The 20,499-nt window shown below is 69.5% G+C and carries 20 protein-coding genes; 8 read left to right on the forward strand and 12 right to left on the reverse strand.

Translation table 11 applies throughout. The features are described 5' to 3' along the window. Positions 1-2 precede the first annotated feature (2 nt). From I4J89_RS40015 to I4J89_RS40025, 3 genes are all read right to left on the reverse strand, one after another. The gene (locus tag I4J89_RS40015) at positions 3-1,052 is read right to left on the reverse strand and encodes a LacI family DNA-binding transcriptional regulator (RefSeq protein ID WP_309238682.1); all 1,050 of its coding nucleotides are present in this window, start codon (positions 1,050-1,052) and stop codon (positions 3-5) included. A gap of 234 nt (positions 1,053-1,286) precedes the next feature. Continuing rightward, complete coding sequence (locus I4J89_RS40020) at positions 1,287-1,562, reverse strand: hypothetical protein (protein ID WP_196419425.1); 276 nt, start codon at positions 1,560-1,562, stop codon at positions 1,287-1,289. Positions 1,563-1,884: 322 nt separating this feature from the next. After that, complete coding sequence (locus I4J89_RS40025) at positions 1,885-2,109, reverse strand: hypothetical protein (RefSeq protein ID WP_196419426.1); 225 nt, start codon at positions 2,107-2,109, stop codon at positions 1,885-1,887. Positions 2,110-2,200: 91 nt separating this feature from the next. On the opposite strand from I4J89_RS40025, the gene I4J89_RS40030 reads away from it, so the two are divergent. Both I4J89_RS40030 and I4J89_RS40035 read left to right on the forward strand, forming a co-directional pair. Next, positions 2,201-3,259 (forward strand): lactonase family protein, encoded by a 1,059-nt coding sequence (locus I4J89_RS40030; protein WP_196419427.1) that lies wholly within the window; start codon positions 2,201-2,203, stop codon positions 3,257-3,259. A 248-nt stretch (positions 3,260-3,507) separates the two neighbouring features. Further along, on the forward strand, positions 3,508-5,220 hold the full coding sequence (locus I4J89_RS40035; protein ID WP_196419428.1) for a substrate-binding domain-containing protein: 1,713 nt from the start codon (positions 3,508-3,510) through the stop codon (positions 5,218-5,220). Positions 5,221-5,323: 103 nt separating this feature from the next. Here the strand turns inward: I4J89_RS40035 and I4J89_RS40040 are convergent, their stop codons facing one another. Continuing rightward, positions 5,324-6,406: an ROK family transcriptional regulator gene (locus tag I4J89_RS40040; RefSeq protein ID WP_196419429.1), complete on the reverse strand. Its 1,083-nt coding sequence runs from the start codon at positions 6,404-6,406 to the stop codon at positions 5,324-5,326. 114 nt (positions 6,407-6,520) lie between these two features. Here I4J89_RS40040 and xylA point away from each other — a divergent pair, with 114 nt between their 5' ends. The 5 genes from xylA to I4J89_RS40065 all read left to right on the forward strand — a co-directional run bounded on the left by xylA (position 6,521) and on the right by I4J89_RS40065 (position 13,681). Continuing rightward, on the forward strand, positions 6,521-7,708 hold the full coding sequence (gene xylA, locus I4J89_RS40045) for a xylose isomerase (RefSeq protein WP_196419430.1): 1,188 nt from the start codon (positions 6,521-6,523) through the stop codon (positions 7,706-7,708). A 5-nt stretch (positions 7,709-7,713) separates the two neighbouring features. Then, positions 7,714-9,114, forward strand: a complete 1,401-nt coding sequence (xylB, locus tag I4J89_RS40050; protein WP_196419431.1) for a xylulokinase — start codon at positions 7,714-7,716, stop codon at positions 9,112-9,114. Positions 9,115-9,258: 144 nt separating this feature from the next. Beyond that, complete coding sequence (locus I4J89_RS40055) at positions 9,259-10,689, forward strand: pectinesterase family protein (RefSeq protein ID WP_196419432.1); 1,431 nt, start codon at positions 9,259-9,261, stop codon at positions 10,687-10,689. A gap of 2 nt (positions 10,690-10,691) precedes the next feature. After that, on the forward strand, positions 10,692-12,143 hold the full coding sequence (locus I4J89_RS40060; RefSeq protein ID WP_196419433.1) for an RICIN domain-containing protein: 1,452 nt from the start codon (positions 10,692-10,694) through the stop codon (positions 12,141-12,143). A gap of 77 nt (positions 12,144-12,220) precedes the next feature. Continuing rightward, a complete protein-coding gene (locus tag I4J89_RS40065) occupies positions 12,221-13,681 on the forward strand; it encodes an MFS transporter (protein ID WP_196419434.1) in 1,461 nt (486 codons plus the stop codon). On the opposite strand, the gene I4J89_RS40070 is transcribed toward I4J89_RS40065, so the two are convergent. From I4J89_RS40070 to I4J89_RS40100, 7 genes are all read right to left on the reverse strand, one after another. Then, positions 13,589-15,199, reverse strand: coding sequence for a glycoside hydrolase family 13 protein (locus I4J89_RS40070; RefSeq protein WP_196419435.1), 1,611 nt, complete (start codon positions 15,197-15,199; stop codon positions 13,589-13,591). The two genes, I4J89_RS40065 and I4J89_RS40070, sit on opposite strands and share 93 nt — an antisense overlap. 28 nt (positions 15,200-15,227) lie before the next feature. Then, the gene (locus I4J89_RS40075; protein ID WP_196419436.1) at positions 15,228-15,947 is read right to left on the reverse strand and encodes an HD domain-containing protein; all 720 of its coding nucleotides are present in this window, start codon (positions 15,945-15,947) and stop codon (positions 15,228-15,230) included. Positions 15,948-15,989: 42 nt separating this feature from the next. Continuing rightward, a complete protein-coding gene (locus tag I4J89_RS40080; RefSeq protein WP_196419437.1) occupies positions 15,990-16,931 on the reverse strand; it encodes an MHYT domain-containing protein in 942 nt (313 codons plus the stop codon). Between the two features lie 201 nt (positions 16,932-17,132). Then, positions 17,133-17,279, reverse strand: coding sequence for a GPGG-motif small membrane protein (locus I4J89_RS40085; RefSeq protein WP_196419438.1), 147 nt, complete (start codon positions 17,277-17,279; stop codon positions 17,133-17,135). Positions 17,280-17,335: 56 nt separating this feature from the next. Beyond that, the gene (locus tag I4J89_RS40090; RefSeq protein WP_196419439.1) at positions 17,336-18,079 is read right to left on the reverse strand and encodes a metallophosphoesterase family protein; all 744 of its coding nucleotides are present in this window, start codon (positions 18,077-18,079) and stop codon (positions 17,336-17,338) included. Continuing rightward, the gene (locus I4J89_RS40095) at positions 18,076-18,324 is read right to left on the reverse strand and encodes a hypothetical protein (protein WP_196419440.1); all 249 of its coding nucleotides are present in this window, start codon (positions 18,322-18,324) and stop codon (positions 18,076-18,078) included. The genes I4J89_RS40090 and I4J89_RS40095 overlap by 4 nt, the downstream gene beginning before the upstream one ends. 1 nt (position 18,325) lies before the next feature. Continuing rightward, a complete protein-coding gene (locus tag I4J89_RS40100) occupies positions 18,326-18,910 on the reverse strand; it encodes a nucleotidyltransferase (RefSeq protein WP_196419441.1) in 585 nt (194 codons plus the stop codon). Positions 18,911-19,050: 140 nt separating this feature from the next. Here I4J89_RS40100 and I4J89_RS40105 point away from each other — a divergent pair, with 140 nt between their 5' ends. After that, entirely contained in the window at positions 19,051-19,743 is a 693-nt protein-coding gene (locus tag I4J89_RS40105; protein WP_196419442.1) for a nucleoside/nucleotide kinase family protein, read from the forward strand. Here the strand turns inward: I4J89_RS40105 and I4J89_RS40110 are convergent. Next, on the reverse strand, positions 19,728-20,417 hold the full coding sequence (locus I4J89_RS40110; RefSeq protein WP_196419443.1) for an SDR family NAD(P)-dependent oxidoreductase: 690 nt from the start codon (positions 20,415-20,417) through the stop codon (positions 19,728-19,730). The two genes, I4J89_RS40105 and I4J89_RS40110, sit on opposite strands and share 16 nt — an antisense overlap. Positions 20,418-20,499 lie beyond the last annotated feature (82 nt).

Here is a 20,499-nt window from a genome sequence, read left to right on the forward strand (position 1 = left end):
GTTCAGAGCGGCGCCGGTCCGGTGCTTCCCCGGACCACCAGCGTGGCGGGGAGCAGGACGTGCGGCACCGGACCGGTCTCCCCGGTGCGGGAGCGGCGGATCGCCTCGGTCAGCGCGGCCGCCGCCAACCGGCCCTTCTCCTCGACGTCCTGATGCACGGTGGTCAGGGCCGGCTGGAGCTGGGTGGCCAGCGGACCGTCGTCGAAGCCCACCACCGACAGGTCGGCCGGCACCCGTAGGCCCAGGTCGTCGGCGGCCTGGAGCACGCCGACCGCGGTGGCGTCGGAGAAGCACAGGATCGCGGTCGGCCGGTCCGGCCGGTCCAGCAGCGTGCGCGTGTCCCGGCGTACGTCATCGGTCCGCTCCAGAGGGTGCCGGATGACGACCGGCTCGACCCCCGCGGGTTTCAGCACGTCGAACCAGCCGAGCCTGCGCTGGCGGGAGGAGTGTCCCTCCACGACGTCGTCCGGGTCGGTGATGAAGCCGTACCGTCCGTGCTGGCCGTTCGTCGCGATGGCGATCCGGCGGTGGCCGAGGTCGAGCAGGTGCCGCGCGGCCGCGCCGGCGCCGTCGCGGTCGGCGATGTTGACGCTCGGCACGTCCTCGGCTCGTTCTTGGTCGACGAAGACCATCGGGAGCTTGCGCCGGCGCAGCCAGGCCACGGCCGGTGAGGTGGGGTCGCAGGAGTAGACCAGCGCCCCGTCGATCGCCACGTCCCGGGCCGGCACCAGGTCGTCCGAGCCGGAGGCGGTGAGCAGGGTGAGCGCGAGGCCGGTCGGGGTCAGCTCCTCGGCGATCGCGGCGAGGAAGCTGCCGGCCACCAGGTCGGTGAACGCGTACCGCAGCGAGTCGGTGAGCAGGATGCCGACGGCGCCCGTGGTGCCCTTCGCGAGCGCCCGGGCGGCGGGGTCGGGTCCGACGTAGCCGAGCTCCTGTGCGGCGGCGAGGATCCGCTCGCGCAGGGCGGGGGAGAGCTGGTCCGGGCGGGAGAACGCGTTCGACACCGTCATCCGGCTCACGCCGAGCCGGTCGGCGATGGTCTGTAACGTCACCCTGGGCACCGGTCACCGTCCCTTTCCGCTGCCCACACGGTAGCGCCGGATGCCGGGATCGCCTCCACCGGACGGCGGTGGGAGGCGATCCCGCGGTTCGGAATCCGACGGGACTTGGTGCTTGGCCCGGACCGGCTTGGCCGTTCTGGCTCGGACGCCTCTACCGCGTCCGCAGCGACCTTGCAGGTGGGATCGCTGCCTCGGAGCGCGAGCTTGACGTTCGCGCGTCACCGGTCAGTAGAGCACCCCGGAGAAAAGGTCCAAGATCGGCGTTCCGCTCGAGTTGTACGCGACAATCTCGGCCTTCGCCCCGGTCGAGGTTTCGCCGGGGAACCGTACCCATACCGTCTCGATCGACTTCTTGCTGCAGGACCATGCGCTGGTGGACCAACGGCGCGTTCCGTTCGGGTACGTGAGGTACACCCGGAAGGTGCTGCAGTTGCTCGGATAGTCGGCGAGGGTTCCGCTGGCCTTGTACTCGTACGCCCCGTTGACGATCTCCCGGCTCACGCAGGGAGTGGCTCTCCATCCGTTTTCCGTGTAGGTCGCCCGGCACTCCGTTTTGAGCGCCCACGCTGGAGTGCCGGTGGCGACTACCGCCCCGGCAGACGCGAGCACCGCTGCGAAGACGGCCGAAATGGCTCTTTTCCCGATCATCCATGACCTCCCGTAGCGCTGACCGGCAAGTCAGCGAGTCCGGTGCAGTCTAGATCAACTATTCGTCAGGATCTATGCGCCGACGCTGTACGTGTCGGACTGATGACGCTCCGGACTTAAGGCCATCCTCGCCGACAGGCCGCGCTGCCGAGCGAATTCGCTACGCCCCGGCACCTCAGCTTGAACCCCGGCGGGGATGGCGAATAGCGGTGGATCGGGCGGGAGCGGGCGGGGCGATCGCGACGGACGCACGGTACAGCGCGCGGGACAGCGACAACCGCAGGCGTGGAGTACGGCGTACGCGCTCGGGTTCAACGACGACCGGAGCGTCCGGCCGGGCACTGTAGACCTCGCGGGTGACGCTCTGGACCCCGCGGAGGTACGCGGCGGGCAGTTCCATGGCAGCCTCCTCGGTTCCTGTTCTGTACCGGTACAGTAACCCTGCTCTTCTGTACCGGTCAAGAAGACAAGTCGCCCGTAGGATCAGGGTCATGGGTTCCAGTGCTGAATACGTCTTCGTCGGCTGTTACACCGGAGAGAAGGGAGGCGAGGGGGACGGCATCACGCTGGTGCGCCGCGATCCGGCCACCGGGGAGCTGACCCGGCTGGGTCTGGCCGCACGCACTCCGTCGCCCTCATTCCTGGCGCAGCACCCGACTCTCCCGGTGCTGTACGCGGTCAACGAGCTGGACGAGGGCACGATCACCGCCTTCGCGGTCGCGCCGGACTGCTCGCTGATCCCGCTCGCGGTGCAGCCGACCGGCGGCGCCGACCCGTGCCACCTGGCCGTCACCGCGGACGGCCGCCACCTGGTCGTGGCGAACTACGGCGGGGGATCGGTCACCGTCTTCCCGCTGGACGCCGAGGGTGTGCCGGATACCCGCAGCGACCTGCTCACCCTGGCCGGCTCCGGTCCGGACGCCGAACGCCAGAGCGAGCCGCACGCACACCAGATCGTCCCGGACCCGAACGGCGCCGACGTGCTCATCTCCGACCTGGGCTCGGACCGGGTGTGGCGGTCCAGGTTGGACCCGGTCTCCGGCCGGCTGGGCCCGGCCGAGCCGGCGATCGAGGCGAAGCCCGGCACCGGTCCGCGGCACCTGACGCGCTCCACCGACGGTGCGGTCCTCCTGACCGGCGAGCTGGCGGCCAACCTGTCCTGGTACCGCCCGGCCGGCGGGCCTCAGCTCGAGTCGCGCGGGGAGGCGAGGACGAGCACGCTGCCCGGGCCGACCTTTCCGTCGGAGATCACCATGGGCCGGGACGGCCGATTCGCGTACGTGGCGAACCGCGGGCCGGACACCGTCTCGGTTTTCGAGTGGGACGGCGAAACGGCGACTCTGATCGCCGAAGTGCCCAGCGGTGGAGCCTGGCCGAGGCATATCACGCTCCTCGGCGATCACCTCTACGTAGCCAATGAGCGTTCACACAACGTGACGGTTTTCCGAGTCGATCCGGACACCGGAATTCCCGGTTCGCAAGGCGAGCCGACCGGTGAGCCGAGCCCCACCTGTCTGCTCCGGTGGAGCCCCTCGATGATCAGGCCATAGGCGAGATCGGGCAGGGCGGCATGTGTGGTGATCTTTCGGAGAAATCCGGCATCGCCGCCCCGCCGGTCGCCACCCATCGAGACGACGTAACTACGCTGGGTGTTTTCTAGATCGGCAATGGCCAATCTGAGTAACTTTCGTCCGAACGTATATGGCATTCAGCTTCTGACATGCGCACTATGGAGCGCGTGTCTGGCCGCCATCGTAGAACGTTCAACTCGAAGGGAGCCGGCGTAGTCGGAGGAGCGATGGCGATAGTCGTCGTCATTTCCGGCGCGTGGCTCACCTATCAACGGTTCGCCGACTCCGGTTGTACCGGATCGGTGCGACTGTCCGTAGCCGCTGCCCCCGAAATCGCCCCAGCGGTTAAGCAGGTCGCCGACAAGTGGAGCCAAGACGGCGCCGAGGTCGGTGGCACGTGCGTCTTCGTCGACGTCGCTGATCAGAGTGCGGCCACGGTCGCCGGCGCGGTATCCCGCGAGCACTCGGTGATCCTCGCCGGCCTGGGTCAGGCGCCAGAGTCGGTCAAGGTGCCCGACGTGTGGCTGCCGGACTCGTCGACCTGGCTGCTGCGCCTGAAGAACGAGGCTTCCGGGTTCGCGCCCTCCAAGGTCGTCTCGGTGGCGCAGAGCCCGCTGGTCGTCGCCATGCCCGAGCCGATCGCGCAGAAGGTCGGGTGGGAGGGCAAGAAGCTGTCGTGGAAGACGCTGCTGGCCCAGTTCAACTCCGACACGCCGCTGAAGGTCGGCATCGTCGACCCGGCCCGGGACGCGTCCGGGCTGATGAGCCTGCTCGCGATCTCCCAGTCGGCGACCGGCCTCGACCCGACCGGCGCCAAGCGGGTCGAGTCCCTGCGGACGCTCGCGGAGCGCGACGCGAAGGTGCGTGCGGAGCTCCTGGAGAGCTTCCCGCGTGCGGCCACCGAGGACGAGCTCGCCAGTGGTCTCAGTGCCGCGCCGCTCTCCGAGGAGGCCGTGGTCTCCTACAACGCTCAGCAGCCCACCGTGCGGCTCAGCGCGCTCTACGTGGACCCCAGCCCGCCGGCGCTTGACTACCCGTACATGATCATGCCGCAGGTGGTGGACCAGCAGAAGGCGGCCGCGGCCGACGGACTGCTCGCCCAGTTGACCGGCGGCGGCGCGAAGAACGCGCTCGGTAGCGCGGGTCTGCGCGCTCCCGACGGGACGTACGGCTCCACCTTCAAGGCTCCGGTCGGCGCCCCGGCGGCGTCGCCCGCGATCACCCCGTCGGCCGGCAAGCCCGCGACCGGTGGCACGGCCGCCTCCGGGGTGACCGGTGCGGACCTGAGTGGTGTGGTCGGTAGCTGGATCGCGACCACCCTGCCCGGCCGGGCGCTGGCGGTCTTCGACGTCTCCGGTTCGATGAACGAGCCGGTGCCGACCGCCGGTGGCGCGAGCCGTGCGGAGGTGACGAAGCAGGCGGCACGTGCCGGTCTGTCGCTCTTCGGTGACGACTGGCAGGTCGGCGTGTGGCGGTTCTCCACCAACCTGGACGGCAACAAGCCTTACAAGCAGCTCGAGCCGATCCAGCCGCTCACCAACGCACGGGACCGGCTGAGCCGGTCGATCGACAAGCTCAACCCGGTGAAGGACGGCGGAACCGGCCTCTACAACACGGTGCTGGCCTCGTACCTGCAGGTGAAGAAGGGCTACCAGGGCGGCCGGATCAATTCGGTCATCCTCTTCACCGACGGCGAGGACTCCAGCCCTCCGGGCGGACTCAGCCTGGAACAGCTGAAGGTGGAGCTCAAGAAGGCCTACGACCCGACGAAGAAGATCCGTCTGGTGCTCATCGGTATCGGTACCGAGGTCAACAAGGATGAGCTGAAGGCCATCGAGGGCGCGGTGGAAGGCAGTGGCGCCTTCTTCGCCGAGGACCCGACGGACATCACGAAGATCTTCGCGCAGGCGATCGGTCAGCGGTCCGGCTCAGGGAAGTAACGACAGACACACCAGGCGGCCGCCATCCTTACGCAAGGATGGCGGCCGCTCTGTGCATTTTCAGATGTACGCGCGACCGTGCTCTACCTCGCGAAAGAGGCGGTCACCCCGCCCGGCGCAACCAGGAGGCGGGGTCGTCGCGCACCGCCCGGATGACGGTGTCCGCCGCACCGCGCATGGCCGCGTCCGCGCCGAGCGTCGCCGCTCGTAGGGTCACCGGCGCCAGCCCGGCGGTGAGCACCCGGCGGTCCAGTTCCGCCTCGATCCCACCGCGCAGCCGCCCGAAATACGGCGCGTACGCCCCACCCAGCACGATCACCGGCACGTCCAGCAGATTGACCACCGCGGACAGGGCGATCCCGAGCGCCCGGGCGGCCAACGGCTCGTCCCCGGCCAGGAACTCCTGCCCCGCGTACTGCTCCAGGCATCCGTTCGCCCCGCAGCGGCAGAGCCGGCCGTCCGGGAAGACGGTGAGGTGCCCGATCTCGCCGCTCCAGCCGCGCACACCCCGGTAGAGATCACCGTCCAGAACCAGGCCGGCACCGATGCCGATCTCGCCCGACACATACAGAAACGTGGGGTCGCCGCCGGTGACCCGTAGCTCGCCGAGCGCCGCCAGGTTGGCCTCGTTGTCCACGGTGACCGGCAGGTCGGCCAGCTCCGGAACGCCGCGCAGCAGGGCCGGCGCGTCCACGTCCTGCCAGCCGAGGTTGGGTGCCACCCGGATCAGTCCGCCGTCGGCGACCAGGCCCGGCACGGCCAGCGCGGCGCCGGTCACGGTCAGCCCGTCGGCCTCCGCGGCGAGGCGGGCCCGGGCGGCCAGCGCGCCCAGAGCGGTGAGGGACCGCGCGGCGCCGGCCGGCCGCTGGTCGTCGTGCTCCACGAAGCGCTGCCGCACCGCGCCGGTCAGGTCGACCACGCAGGCCGCCAGGTAGTCGACGTTGATCTCCAGCCCCAGGCCGGCCGGGCCGGCCGAGGTGAGCGCCAGCCCGGCGGCGGGCCGCCCGGCGCCGGTGCGCGGTGGCGGGTCGATCTCGGTCAGCAGTCCGCCGGCGATCAGATCGTCGACAAGCGCGGAGACGGTGGCGCGGGTGAGCCCGGTGGCCGCCGCGATAGCCGCCCGAGATGGGTGATCTGCGCTGTTCGCCACGGTGTGCAGAACCAGCGCGAGATTATGGGCTCGCACGCTCGCTTGGCGCACTGGCGTCGTCGGGGCGCTCAACACGCCCTTGACACTGCCACACCTGAGTCAAATAATTCAACCAATAAACAAATCCACCATGTTTCGTGGAGGTAACCCGTGGCACTCCAGCCCACCCGTGACGACAAGTTCTCCTTCGGCCTCTGGACGGTCGGCTGGCAGGCCCGCGACCCGTTCGGTGACGCCACCCGCACCGCCCTCGACCCGGTCGAGGCCGTGCACAAGCTCGCCGAGATCGGGGCCTACGGCATCACGTTCCACGACGACGACCTGGTGCCGTTCGGTGCTGACACGCAGACCCGCGACGGCATCATCGCCGGCTTCAAGAAGGCGCTCGACGAGACCGGCCTGATCGTCCCGATGGTGACCACCAACCTCTTCACCCACCCGGTGTTCAAGGACGGTGGCTTCACCAGCAACGACCGTTCGGTCCGGCGTTACGCGCTGCGCAAGGTGCTGCGCCAGATGGACCTCGGCGCGGAGCTCGGCGCCAAGACCCTGGTCATCTGGGGCGGCCGCGAGGGCGCTGAGTACGACTCGGCCAAGGACGTCCAGGCCGCCCTCGACCGCTACCGCGAGGCGCTCAACCTGCTCGCGCAGTACTCCGAGGATCGTGGCTACGGCCTGCGCTTCGCCATCGAGCCGAAGCCGAACGAGCCGCGTGGCGACATCCTGCTGCCCACCGCCGGTCATGCCATCGCGTTCACCCAGGAGCTGGACCGTCCTGAGCTGTTCGGCATCAACCCCGAGGTGGGCCACGAGCAGATGGCCGGCCTCAACTTCACCCACGGCATCGCCCAGGCGCTGTGGCACGGCAAGCTCTTCCACATCGACCTGAACGGTCAGCACGGCCCGAAGTATGACCAGGACCTGGTCTTCGGTCACGGCGACCTGCTCAACGCGTTCTCCCTGGTCGACCTGCTGGAGCACGGCGGCGTCGACGGCGCCCCGGCCTACGACGGTCCCCGGCACTTCGACTACAAGCCGTCGCGCACCGAGGACTACGACGGCGTCTGGGAGTCGGCGAAGGCCAACATCCGGATGTACCTGCTGCTCAAGGAGCGGGCCAAGGCGTTCCGCGCCGACCCCGAGGTGCAGGCGGCGCTCGCCGCGTCCAAGGTCGCCGAGCTCGGCGCGCCGACGCTGAACCCGGGCGAGACGTACACCGATCTGCTCGCCGACCGCAGCGCGTTCGAGGACTTCGACGCCGACGCCGCCGGCGCCCAGGGGTACGGCTTCGTCAAGCTGAACCAGCTCGCCATCGAGCACCTCATCGGGGCCCGGTAACCGCGATGGCACTGGTAGCCGGGATCGACAGCTCGACCCAGTCCTGCAAGGTCGTGATCCGCGACGCGGAGACCGGCCGGCTGGTCCGGCAGGGCCGGGCGAGTCACCCGGACGGCACCGAGGTGCATCCGGACGCCTGGTGGGCCGCGCTCCAGTCGGCGATCGAGGAGGCCGGCGGCCTGGACGACGTGGCCGCCGCCTCGGTCGCCGGTCAGCAGCACGGCATGGTCGTGCTGGACGAGAACGGCGAGGTGGTCCGCCCGGCGCTGCTGTGGAACGACACGCGCAGCGCCGGGGCGGCCGCCGACCTGATCGAGGAGCTGGGCGGCGGCGACAAGTGGGCGGACGCGGTCGGCATCGTGCCGGTCGCCAGCTTCACGCTGACCAAGCTGCGCTGGCTGGCCCGCAACGAGCCGGCGAATGCGGCGAGGGTGGCCGCGGTCTGCCTGCCGCACGACTGGCTGACCTGGAAATTATCAGGATCCACTGATATTTCGGACATCAGGACTGATCGCAGCGACGCCAGCGGCACCCTCTACTGGTCGGCGAAGACCAACGAGTACCGGCACGACCTGCTGGAACTCGGCTTCGGCCGCCCGATCGCGGTACCCGAGGTGCTCGGCCCCACCGGCATCGCGGGGCGACTGGCCAACGGCGCGCCGCTGGGGCCCGGCGCCGGTGACAACGCGGCGGCCGCCCTCGGCACCGGCGCGTTGCCCGGCGACGTGATCGTCTCGATCGGGACCTCCGGCACGGTCTTCGTCTCCTCGGACGTCGCGCCGCAGGACCCGAGCGGCACGGTGGCCGGCTTCGCCGACACCACCGGGCGTTTCCTGCCGATCGTGGTCACGCTCAACGCGGCCCGGGTGCTCGACGCCGCGGCCAAGCTGCTCGGCGTCGATCACGAGGAGCTGTCCCGGCTCGCGCTGTCGGCTCCGGCCGGTGCGGACGGGCTGGTCCTGGTGCCGTACCTGGAGGGGGAGCGCACCCCGAACCGGCCGGACGCCACCGGCGCGATCCACGGTCTCACCCTGAGGACCTCGGACCCGGCCCACCTGGCCCGGGCCGCCGTCGAGGGCATGCTCTGCGCGCTCGCCGACGGCCTGGACGCGCTGGTCGCGAACGGCGCGGCCGCCAACCGGATCGTTCTGGTCGGCGGTGGGGCGCGCAGCGAGGCGGTTCGCCGCATCGCACCGGCGCTCTTCGGTAAGCCGGTGCTGGTCCCGCCGCCCGGCGAGTACGTCGCCGACGGCGCGGCACGCCAGGCCGCGTGGGTCACCCTGGGCGGTGACGTCCCGCCCACCTGGTCGGCGGAAACCCCTGCGCTGTACGAGGACAGCAGCGTCCCGCTGATCCGCGAGCAGTACGCGGCCGCACAGGACGCCGTGATCGACCGGCCTCGCTGAGTCCTGGGGACGGCTCTGCCGGGCCGTCCCCCAACTTATTTGCGAACTTTTCTGTTGTCCCCTCTCCGCAGCGGCATCTACCTACCTGCACAGGAAGACCGGCCATCCCCCGGCCGCCATCCCCGCAGGTAAGGAAGGACCGCAGTGGCAGAGAGAAGATCTCGCAAGCGGACGCTGCTCGGCCTCGTGGCCGCGCTCGTCGTGCCGGCCGGGCTCGTCGGTTACTCGATGTTGCCGTCGAGCGCGGCGGCCGCCCCGACGGCGGGCAACACGTACCAGCTCATCGTGAAGAAGAGCGGGAAGTGCATCGACGTGCCGGCCGCGTCGAAGGACAACGGTGCCCTGCTTCAGCAGTGGGGTTGCACGGCGAACTCGACGTGGCAGCAGTTCAAGCTGGTGGCGTCGGGCAGCAACTTCCTGTTGCAGAACGTGAACAGCGGTAAGTGCATCGACGTGCCGTCCGCTTCGAAGACGTCGGGTCAGCAGCTGCAGCAGTGGGGTTGCGTGGGCAGCCAGACCAACCAGCAGTTCCGGCTGGCCGCTTCCGGGACCGACACGTTCCAGATCATCAACATCAACAGTGGCCTGTGCATCTCCGACCAGGGGGCCTCGACGGCCAACGGCGCGGCGATCATCCAGGAGACCTGCACCGCCAACTCCAACAAGCAGTGGGCGTTCACCCAGGTCGGCGGCGGATCCACCGGGTCCTTCACGGTGGCGAGCGACGGCACCGGGACGTACCGGACCGTGCAGGCGGCGATCGACGCGGTCGGCGCGAACAACGCCAGCCGCAAGACGATCACCATCAAGCCGGGTACGTACCGGGAGATCGTGACCGTCCCGTCGAACAAGCCGTTCATCACGCTTCAGGGCGGCGGCGACTCGGCCGACGACGTGGTGATCGTCAACAACCGCAGCAACGCCGGTGGTTACGGCACCTCGGGCAGCGCCACCTTCTTCGCCAACGGCAAGGAGCTCGTCGCCGCCAACCTGACCATCGCGAACGACTACGGCGAGGGCAGTCAGGCGGTGGCCGCGAACCTGGGTGGCGACAAGCTGGTCTTCGACAACGTGCGTTTCCTCGGCGCCCAGGACACCCTGCTGGTCAACAGCGGCCGCTCGTACGTCAAGAACTCCTACGTGGAGGGCACCGTCGACTTCATCTTCGGCGGGGGCACCGCGGTCTTCAACGCGACGAGGATCTATCAGAAGCGGAGCACTGGCGGCCCGATCACGGCGGCCCGGACCGACCCGGGGAACGCGTACGGCTTCCTCATCTACAAGAGCACGGTGACCGGCGCGACCAACAACACCACCCAGCTCGGCCGCCCGTGGGGCGCGGACGCGCAGGTGCTGTTCCGCGAGACCAGCCTGAGCGCCACCATCAAGACCGCCCAGCCGTGGACCGACATGTCGTCGAACTCGTGGAAGAACGCCCGGTTCCTGGAGTACAAGAACACCGGTTCCGGGGCGACCACCAACAGCAACCGGCCGCAGCTGAGCGACTCGCAGGCCGCCAACTACACCCCGCAGAAGTACCTCGCGGGCTCGGACAACTGGAATCCGGTGGGTTGATCATGGCTATCTCCAAGAAGCGCGCCGCCCTGCTGGCCACGGTCCTGGCCGTCCCGGCCGCGGTCATCGGCTGGTCGGTGCTCCCGTCGAGCGCGGCGGCCGCTCCCACGGCCGGTAACACGTACCAGCTCGTCGTGAAGAAGAGCGGGAAGTGCATCGACGTGCCGGCCGCGTCTAAGGACAACGGCGCCCTGCTTCAGCAGTGGGGTTGCACGGCGAACTCGACGTGGCAGCAGTTCAAGCTGGTGGCGTCGGGCAGCAACTTCCTGTTGCAGAACGTGAACAGCGGTAAGTGCATCGACGTGCCGTCCGCTTCGAAGACGTCGGGTCAGCAGCTGCAGCAGTGGGGTTGCGTCGGTTCGCAGACCAACCAGCAGTGGAAGGTGGCCGCTTCCGGGACCGACACGTTCCAGATCATCAACATCAACAGTGGCCTGTGCATCTCCGACCAGGGGGCCTCGACGGCCAACGGCGCGGCGATCATCCAGGAGACCTGCTCCGCCAACTCGAATAAGCAGTGGGCGTTCACCCAGGCGGGTGCCTCGAGCGGGGACCGGACCTGGCCGGCCACGCCGGACGGGTTCGCCGCCACCGGCGGCGGCACGACCGGCGGCGCGGCCGGCGCCACGGTCACCGTGAGGACGCTCGCCGACCTGACCAAGTACGTCACGGCCACCGAGCCGTACGTCATCAAGGTGGCCGGGACGATCACGATCACCCCGAAGGGCACCGAGCTCAAGGTCAAGTCGAACAAGACCATCGTCGGGGCCGGCACCACCGGCGAGATCGTGGGTGGTGGCTTCTTCCTGGGCGAGGGCGTCAAGAACGTCATCATCCGGAACCTCACCATCCGGGACACCCAGATGACCGAGGACGACCCGGACGACAAGACGTACGACTACGACGGCATCCAGATGGACACGGCGGATCACATCTGGATCGACCACTGCAAGATCACCCGGATGAACGACGGCATGATCGACAGCCGGAAGGACACCACGTACCTGACCGTGTCCTGGAACATCCTGGACACCGGCAACAAGGCGTTCGGCATCGGCTGGACCGAGAACGTGACGGCGCGGATGACGATCCACCACAACTGGATCAAGAACACCGCGCAGCGGAACCCGAGCACGGACAACGTCGCGTACGCCCACCTGTACAACAACTACCTGCAGAACATCACCTCGTACGGCAATCTGTCGCGGGGCGGCACCAGGATGGTTCTGGAGAACAGCTACTTCGACAGGGTGGCGAACCCCTACTACAACGACACGTCGGCCGCCCAGCTCAAGCAGAGCGGCAGCATCGTGACGAACTCGTCGGGCAAGCAGCAGACCAACGGGTCCGCGTTCGACCCGAAGAGCTTCTACTCGTACACCCTCGACGCGGCGGCGGACGTCCCCGCACTGCTGGCGAAGTACGCCGGCCCGCAGGCCAACATCGGAAATTAACCAGGACCCGCGGGGGAACGGGAAGGGCGGCGCTGTCCCATGGCAGCGCCGCCCACGCGTCTAACGTATACCGCGGGATGGGCAGAGGCGGGGCCGTGCACCGCGTATACAGCGTGGTGGTCTTCGTCATCCTGGCCGCCCTGGACAACGTCGCCATCGGGATCGTCCCGCCGCTCTACGGCAGCATCGCCACCGAGCTCGACGTCGGTGAGGGACACATCGCGCTCGCGACCACGATGATGTTCCTGTTCAGCGCGGTCGCGGCGATCGTTTTCGCGTACGTCGGAGATCGCACCGACCGTAAGCCGGTCCTGGTGGCCGGCACCCTGATCTGGGTGATCGGCACCGCCTGGTCCGGCCTGGCCGGCAGCTATCCGTCCTTCCTCGCCGCCCAGATCCTCGCGGCGATCGGGCTGGGCGGGGTGGCCTCGGTCAGCTTCGCCGTGGTCAGCGACCTGATCTCACCGAGGCGCCGCGGTCTGGTGATGAGCTTCTGGGGCCTGTCACAGGGCGTCGGCACCCTGGCCGGCACCCTGGTCGGCGGCATTCTCGGACATGGGGACTGGCGGCGGCCGTTCCTGATCACCGCGGCCGCCGGGGTGCTGGCCACCCTGGCCTATCTGCTCACCTACAACGTGCCGCGCGGGGAGAGCCAGCCCGAGCTCGCCGGGGTCGAGTACGACGAGCGCATCCACCACGAGGACATCCCGGTCATCCTGCGGCGGCGCACCAACATCTGGCTGATCCTTCAGGGCGGCACCGCGCAGATCGCGTTCGGCTCGCTGGTCTGGCTGCCGATCCTGTTCCGGGCACGGGCCGAGGACCAGGGGTACTCACCGGGTACGGCGGTGCTGATCGGCAGCGTCTTCGCGACGATCTTCCAGCTCGGGGCGGCGCTGTCCATCCTCGGCGGGCTCGCCGGTGACCGGCTGCAACGGCGTACGCCTCGGGGTCGCGCCCTCGTCGCATCGGTCGGCGTGCTCGCCGCCGTGCCGTTCTACGTGGTGCTGTTCTTCGTCCCCATGAAGATCACGGTGCCGGACGGCGCCGGCACCGGCGCGGTGATCCGCGGCGTGCTGGCGAACGTGGTGACCGAGCCGACCGTCGCCGCCTGCCTGGCCACCGCGGTGTTCGCGCTGATGCTGACCTCGGCGAACTCACCCAACTGGTTCGCCATGATCGCCGACGTGAACCCGCCGCAGCACCGCGGCACCGTCTACAGCCTCGGCAACCTGGTCAACGGCGTCGGCCGGGCCGGCGGCAACGCCCTGGTCGGCGTGGCGTTCCATCGCCTCTCCGGCACGTTCCCGCCACCGTTGAACTACGCGGTCGGGCTCGCCGGGTTCGTGTTCTTCTTCGTGCCGACCGGGATCATGTACTGGCTGGCAAGCAGGACGGTCGCGGAGGACATGGCACGCACCCACGCCGACCTGCTGGCCGTGGCCTCAGAGCAACGCCCACACGGTGACATCGGTGGGGACGCGACCGTCGGCGTCCAGGGGCTCACTGCTCAGCAGGACCCGGGCCCCGTCCGGTAGCGAGACCGGCTCCGCGCCGAAGTTGGTGAGCACCACCAGGCCGTCGTTGCGGAAGGCGAGCGCGTCCGGGCCGCTGTCCAGCCAGGCCAGCGAGCCGGCGCCCAGGCCGTGCTCGCGCCGGGCCCGCAGCGCCACCCGATACAACTCGTAGGTCGAGCCGGGCACGTCCACCTGCCGGTCCAGGGCGTACTCCGCCCAGATCGCCGGCTGCGGCAGCCAGCTCGCGTCTGCCGGGCCGAAGCCGTAGGAGGGTGCGTCCGCCTCCCAGGGGATCGGCACCCGGCAGCCGTCCCGGCCCCGCTCGGCGTGTCCGGACCGCTCCCAGGCCGGGTCCTGCCGGTACTCGTCGGGTAGCGTGGTGTGCTCCGGCAGCCCCAGCTCCTCGCCCTGGTACAGGTACGCCGACCCGGGCAGCGCGAGCATCAGCAGCGTCGCCGCGCGGGCCCGCCGCAGCCCGAGACCGGCGTCCGGCTGCGGGTCCTCGACGCCGATGCCGGGACGGCGTCCCTGGCCGACCGGGTAGCCCAGCCGGGACGCGTGCCGCACCACGTCGTGGTTGGAGAGCACCCACGTCGTGGTGGCTCCCACCGTCTCGTTGGCGGCCAGCGAGGAGTCGATCACCTGACGCAGCTCGGCCGGTGACCAGGGCGCCTCCAGGTACGGGAAGTTGAACGCCTGGTGCATCTCGTCCGGGCGCACGTACCGGGCCAGCCGCTCCTCGGGCTGCACCCAGGCCTCGGCGACCAGAATCCGCCCGCCCGGGTACTCGTCGAGGACCGCACGCCACTGGCGGTAAATCTCGTGCACCCCCTCCTGGTCCCACATCGGCGGCGGCGGACCGACCGAGTCCAAGCCACCGAGGATCACCGAGGGCGCGGTCCAGTCGGTGAGCTCGGCGTCCTTGATCAGGCCGTGCGCCACGTCCACCCGGAAACCGTCGACGCCGCGGTCCAGCCAGAACCGCAGGATGTCCAGGAACTCGGCACGCACCTCCGGGTGGTCCCAGTTGAGGTCGGGCTGGGAGACGTCGAACAGGTGCAGGTACCACTGACCGTCCGGCAGGCGCTCCCAGGCGGAACCGCCGAAGACGCTCTGCCACGAGTTCGGCGGCTCATCGCCGTCACGGAAGATGTAGCGCTCCCGCTCCGGGCTGCCCGGCGCGGAACGCAGTGCGGCCTGGAACCACACGTGCTCGCTGGAGGTGTGGTTCGGCACCAGGTCCACGATGACCTTGAGACCGAGGTCGTGTGCCGTGCCGATCAGCTTGTCGGCGTCGCCGAGCGAGCCGAACCGCGGGTCGACGCCCCGGTAGTCGGCCACGTCGTACCCGGCGTCGTGCTGCGGGCTGGGATAGAAGGGCGAGAGCCACACGGCGTCCACGCCCAGCTCGCGGAGCTGCGGCAGGCGTGCGGTGATGCCGGGCAGGTCACCCATGCCGTCACCGTCGCCGTCGGCGAACGAGCGCGGGTAGATCTGATAGATGACGGCGTCGCGCCACCAGACGTCTGTGGAGGGCATGGCCCCCAGCGTATGGCGGGCTCTGCCCTCAGTCGTCGAGGATGGCCGCGAAACGCTCCTCGGCGAGGTCCAGCTGGTCGAAGATGTGCTCCTTGGCCTGCGTCGACAGCGGCGTGTCCGATCGGCCCACCAGTTCCCGCAACTTGGGCACGAGCGGCCGATACTTCGTCGCCGACCGGTACGCCTTGTCGCTCGAGGTGTGGATGACCCCGACCCCGTTGTCGGTGAAGTCCGAGATCTTGATCACGCGGGCCCACGGGTCCCGTTCCAGGTTCTCCGCGACGTGCTCCCGGTACTGCTCGTGCCGATCCCGCGCGGGGTCGTACTCCGGGTTGGTGACCGACCGGACCAGCTCGGACACCCGCGGGTTGAAGCGGCGGGCCAGCTCGGTCAGCGCGGCCTCGGTGGCCACCGGGTACGACTCGTCCGGTTCGAGACCGCCCAGCTCCGCCGGGTGGTCCTCGACGGCGTCGTGCAGCAGCGCCGCGGTCAGCACGTCGGCGTCCCGGACGCCGTAATACCGGATGATGCGGATCGCCACCCGGAGCAGATGGTTCAGATAGGGCTCACGGACCCGACGGTCGTCGGCGTGCAACCTCGACGCGAGGTCGAGCGCCGCCTCCAGTTGCTTGCGCTCGTCGTCGGGGAAGGACTCCAGCTCAAGGCCGAAACGATCGCGCAGTCCCGCTTCGCCGTACACCTCCGTGATCGCGTGTAGTGGCATCGAGAGCAGCAACCGTGGTGCCATGCCGATCAGATATACCCGATCACAGTCGGCAATGGGTTTCCATCAGCTACCCGATGTTGCCGGAGGCGCCGTGGGCGCGGGTGCCGCGGACGGCCGGGGCTTCGGTGAGGGCCGGCCGGCGACGGCCCGATTCGTCATCACGGCGCGTGCGGCGGGGGTGAGCCGGACCGCGCCCATGGAGGCCTGCTTCAGCGACCACGGCTGTGCGGTCTCGGCGTGGATGCCGCGCTTCGGGGTGCCCGCACCGTCGGTGAACTCCTCCTCGGTCATCGCCTGGAGGGCGCTCAGCGCGACCCCGACGATGGTGGCCGCCGTGATCACCGTGATCGGGACCAGCATGGTGAGCGGGCGGATTCCGCCGGGAAGGGGCGCGGACACGTGCAGCTCGATCGACATGGCCGCCATCCCGGTGTAGTGCATGCCGCAGACGGCGAGCGCCATGACCGCGGCGGCGGCGCTGACCCGCAGCCAGCCCCGTACCGACATGGCGAACCAGAGCGCCACCGTGCTGGCCGCGAAGGCGATCACCGTGGAGGCGGCCACCAGCAGCGGGTTGTAGTGGATGGTGGCCGGCAGGCGCATGCCCTCCATGCCGGTGAAGTGCATGGCGATCACACCGCCGCCCGTGAGCATCCCGGCCACGACGGTCTTGGCGGTGCTACGGGTGCCGTGCCCCACCACCATCAGTCCGACGCCGACGGTCAGCACCGCGAAACCGAGGCTGAGCAGGGTGAGCGCGAGGTCGTAGCGGACCGGGCTGTCCGGCACGTCGAAGCCGAGCATCGCGGAGAAGTGCATGAGCCAGATGCCGCCACCGCCGATCGCGAACGCGGAGATCACCAGCCAGCGGTTGCGCCGGCTGCGGTTGTGCGCGTCCCGCGCCCGGCCGGCGCAGAGCAACCCGAGGAACGATCCGAGGAAGGCCAGAAGATAGGCGGCTATCGGGTTGTAGATCCCGTAGCTGAAGTGATGCACATGAGCCACTGATGACCTCGCGAAGTCGGCGATCGAACGCCGAGATTGAGTCAGAAATCAGCGGCCGTACATCGCACGTCGTGTGCGGCGGTGCTCCAAAGAGAACCGGGGCCACCGTCGCGCTGTCCGGATCGGACAGGGCGGCGGCGACCCCGGTTCTCGGGTCGTCATTACTGGTCAGGGGATAGCGGTCGGTACTTCCGGGGCAGGTCAGACGTTGAAGATGCTGACGCCGCCCGGACCCACGAGCAGGCCGACGACGATCAGCACGATGCCCCACAGGATCTGCCGCCGGAACAGCGCGACGATACCGGCGACCACGAGGATAACGGCGAGGATCAGAAGCAGAAGTTCCATGCGATCGAGGTACCCGGAGCCTGGAAATCGAAAACCTGTGATCCCACCCATCCGGGTTACGCGTGGGCCAATTCCATATCCACCGCGTCGGACAGCAGCTGGTACACGTTGTACGCCTGCTTGATCACGGGGTGCGCGACGTTGCGGACCGGGACGCCGCCCGGAGTGCGGCCGCGTTCCGAGCCGTGGTGCGCGTGGCCGTGCAGGGCGAGCGCGGTCGGTGCCGAGTCGATCGCCTGCCCGAGCTGGTAGCAGCCGAGGAAGGGGTAGATCTCCAGCGGCTCGCCGACCAGGGTCTCCGGCACCGGGGAGTAATGGGTCAGCGCGACCAGGGCGTCGCACTCCACCGAGCGCAGCGCCTCGCCCAGGCGGGCCGAGATGTCCTCGGTGGTGCCCACGAAGTCCTTCATCTCGCGCTCGCCGAAGTTGCTCGCGCAGGCGCCGGCGAAGCCGCCGCCGAATCCCTTCGCGCCGGCCACGCCGAGTCGATGGCCCTTGATCTCCAGTACGGTCGCCGAGCACTCCAGCACGGTGATCCCGGCGTCGGTGAGCACCTTGGCGACGTCGTCCTGCAGGTCGCTCTGATGGTCGTGGTTGCCTAGCACCACCACCACCGGCACCGCCAGGCCGCCGAACTCCTTGGCGAAACAGCCGGCCTCTTCGACGGTGCCGTGCCGGGTCAGGTCGCCGGCGACGAGCAGCGCGTCGGCCCGGTCGGGCAGTTGCTCCAGGGCCGGCCGGTAGCGGCCCACCACGTCCTTGTCCACGTGGACATCGCCTACGGCGGCGATCCGGATCATGAAATCTCCTCCACCTCGCTGGGTGCCTGCGCCCGGGTGATGCCGATGTCACAGGTGATCTCGATCTCGGGGAACCGGGTGGTGACCTGGCGGCAGATCTCGTCGCGCCGCTGGGCGCTCTCCACCTCACCGCCGAGCACCACGAGGTTCTCCCGGCGCTGCACCGTGATGCCCTGTTCGGAGATCCGGTCATCCTCGGTGAGCAACCGTTGGATTTCGGCCTCCAGGTTGATCTGGTGGGTCATCTCATCCCCCTACCTTCAGCTCCCGCCCGCCCGGGAACGGGACGACGTCCAGCCGGTCCAGCAACACGAAGAACGCTTCGGCGTACGGCGACTTGGTGGTCTCCCGGCGCACCCGGTCCCAGTCGATCTGCTCGCGCAGTGACCGGGCGACCGGCAGTCCGGTGGCGAAATCGCAGTAGTGCTGGCTGTAGCTCAGCAGCTTGTGAATCATCAATTGGCTCGCCGAGAGCACCGGCATGTAGATCGCCTCGACCGAGATCTGGTCGGTGTCGTGCAGCGTCTCGTCGGTCACCGGCGACTCCACCGGGCGGTAGATCAGGTCCACCATCCGGCCCTCGTCGAAGACCTTCACCAGCCAGTCCTCGGGCGGCTGTTCGGTCTCGAATCCGACCGCGGCGAGCTCCTGCAGCGCCCGGTCCTTGTCCTGCTCGCGGATGAGAAAATCCACGTCGTGGTCACTGGAGTAGCCGCCGCGGGCGTAGACCGCGAAGCTCCCACCCAGTGCGAAGGGTATGTCGGCCGCTTTGAGCGTCGACGCCACGCGTTTCAACGTGACGGCCAAACCTTCGTCCACCCGGTGTGGCATGGCGACCTCCTGTCCCGTGTCCGGTCCGTGAACGACTACCCGGAGTCGCCACACCTTGAACCCCTCGCCCCATTCTGGTACGGACAGGATCCGTCGCGGTGCGGAACGGATGGTGCGCCCCCGGGCTACCGTCAGTTGTTATGGCTCTCCTCCCGCAGTCTCCCCGGATCGGCCGCCGCGTCCGCACCATCGCGCTGGTCGGTATCGACGGCTCCGGCAAGACCACTCAGGCGCACCGGTTGGCGGCTGAGCTGGCCGCCGCCGGGCTGCCCGCCGTGTACCGGCGCAACGCCGGCGGGCGGCACTGGTTCGGCCGGGTCGCCGGGCTGGTCGGCAAGGAGGACGCCGAGCAGTTGCTGGGGCGCCGGGGCATGCTCGGCGTCGAGTCGGTGCTGCGCTGGCTCGCCATCGCCCGTACGATGCTGCGCCGCATGATCCGCCGGGACATCGCGGTGATGGATCGGTACGCGGTCTGCCAGTACGCGAGCCTGCGCGCCCGCGGTGCCCGCCCGGCCGCCGAGCGCCGCGCCCGCCTGGCCTACCGGCTCTTCCCGCGACCGGACGTGACGTTCCTGCTCGCCGTGGACCCCGAGGTCGCCCACGAGCGGATCGAGCGCCGCGGGTACGACCACGAGTCGATGGACTACCTGTGGGCCGCCACGAAGGCGTACGAGTCGCTGCCGGAGTACCGGGACTTCGTGGTGATCGACGCCAACGGCACGCCCGATGAGGTGAGCGCCGCGATCCATGCCGAGCTGGCTGCTTTCACCGAGCCGGCAGCGGTGCCCGCCGCGCGCCGGACCGAGCCGGAACCCCTTCAGGCCTGCCCGTAGACCGGGATCCGCGCGCCGCTCGTCGGTGCCGACGCGTCCGAGGCGAGGAAGAGCACCACGCCGGCGATCTCCTCGGGCCGTACCCAGCGGCTGCGGTCGGCGTCCGGCTGGGCCGCCCGGTTGCCCGGGGTGTCGATCACGCTGGGCAGCACGGTGTTGCACCGGACCCGCTGCTTCTTGTACTCCACCGCGACCGCCTCGGCGAAGGCCAGTACGGCCGCCTTGGCGGTCACGTATCCGGCCGCACCCGGGAACGGGGACAGCGCGGCCCGCGACGAGACACACACCACCGAGCCACCTCCCGCGGCGACCAGGTACGGAAGGGTCGCGGCCGTGGTCAGATACGTCGACCGCAGGTTGGTCGTGAGCATCGCCTCGAACTCCTCGACCGGGGTGTCGGCGATCAGACCGCCGCCCGCGTACCCGCCGACCAGGTTCACCACGGCCCGCAGCGGCGCCTCCGGATCGCTCCCGGCCACCTCGGCCGCCGCCCGGACGTCCGCTTCGACGGTCAGGTCCGCCTCCACCGGGATCGCGCCGGCCGGCAGCCGGTCGGTCGTCCCGGGCCGGACCGGGGCCACCACGCGCCACCCGGCTGCCAGGAACGCGGAGACCGTCGCCCCGCCCAGACCGCCCGTGCCACCCGTCACCAAAGCCGTACGCGCATCCGTCATGCGGAGCAGCCTGTCATACCGACGGGGATGTGCTTTTCCTCACTTGTTCGAGGAAACTGGCCGCCACCTGGGAATGTCTGCG

Origin of the sequence: Actinoplanes aureus (assembly GCF_015704865.1) — a bacterium.
GTDB classification, from domain to species: Bacteria; Actinomycetota; Actinomycetes; order Mycobacteriales; family Micromonosporaceae; genus Actinoplanes; species Actinoplanes aureus.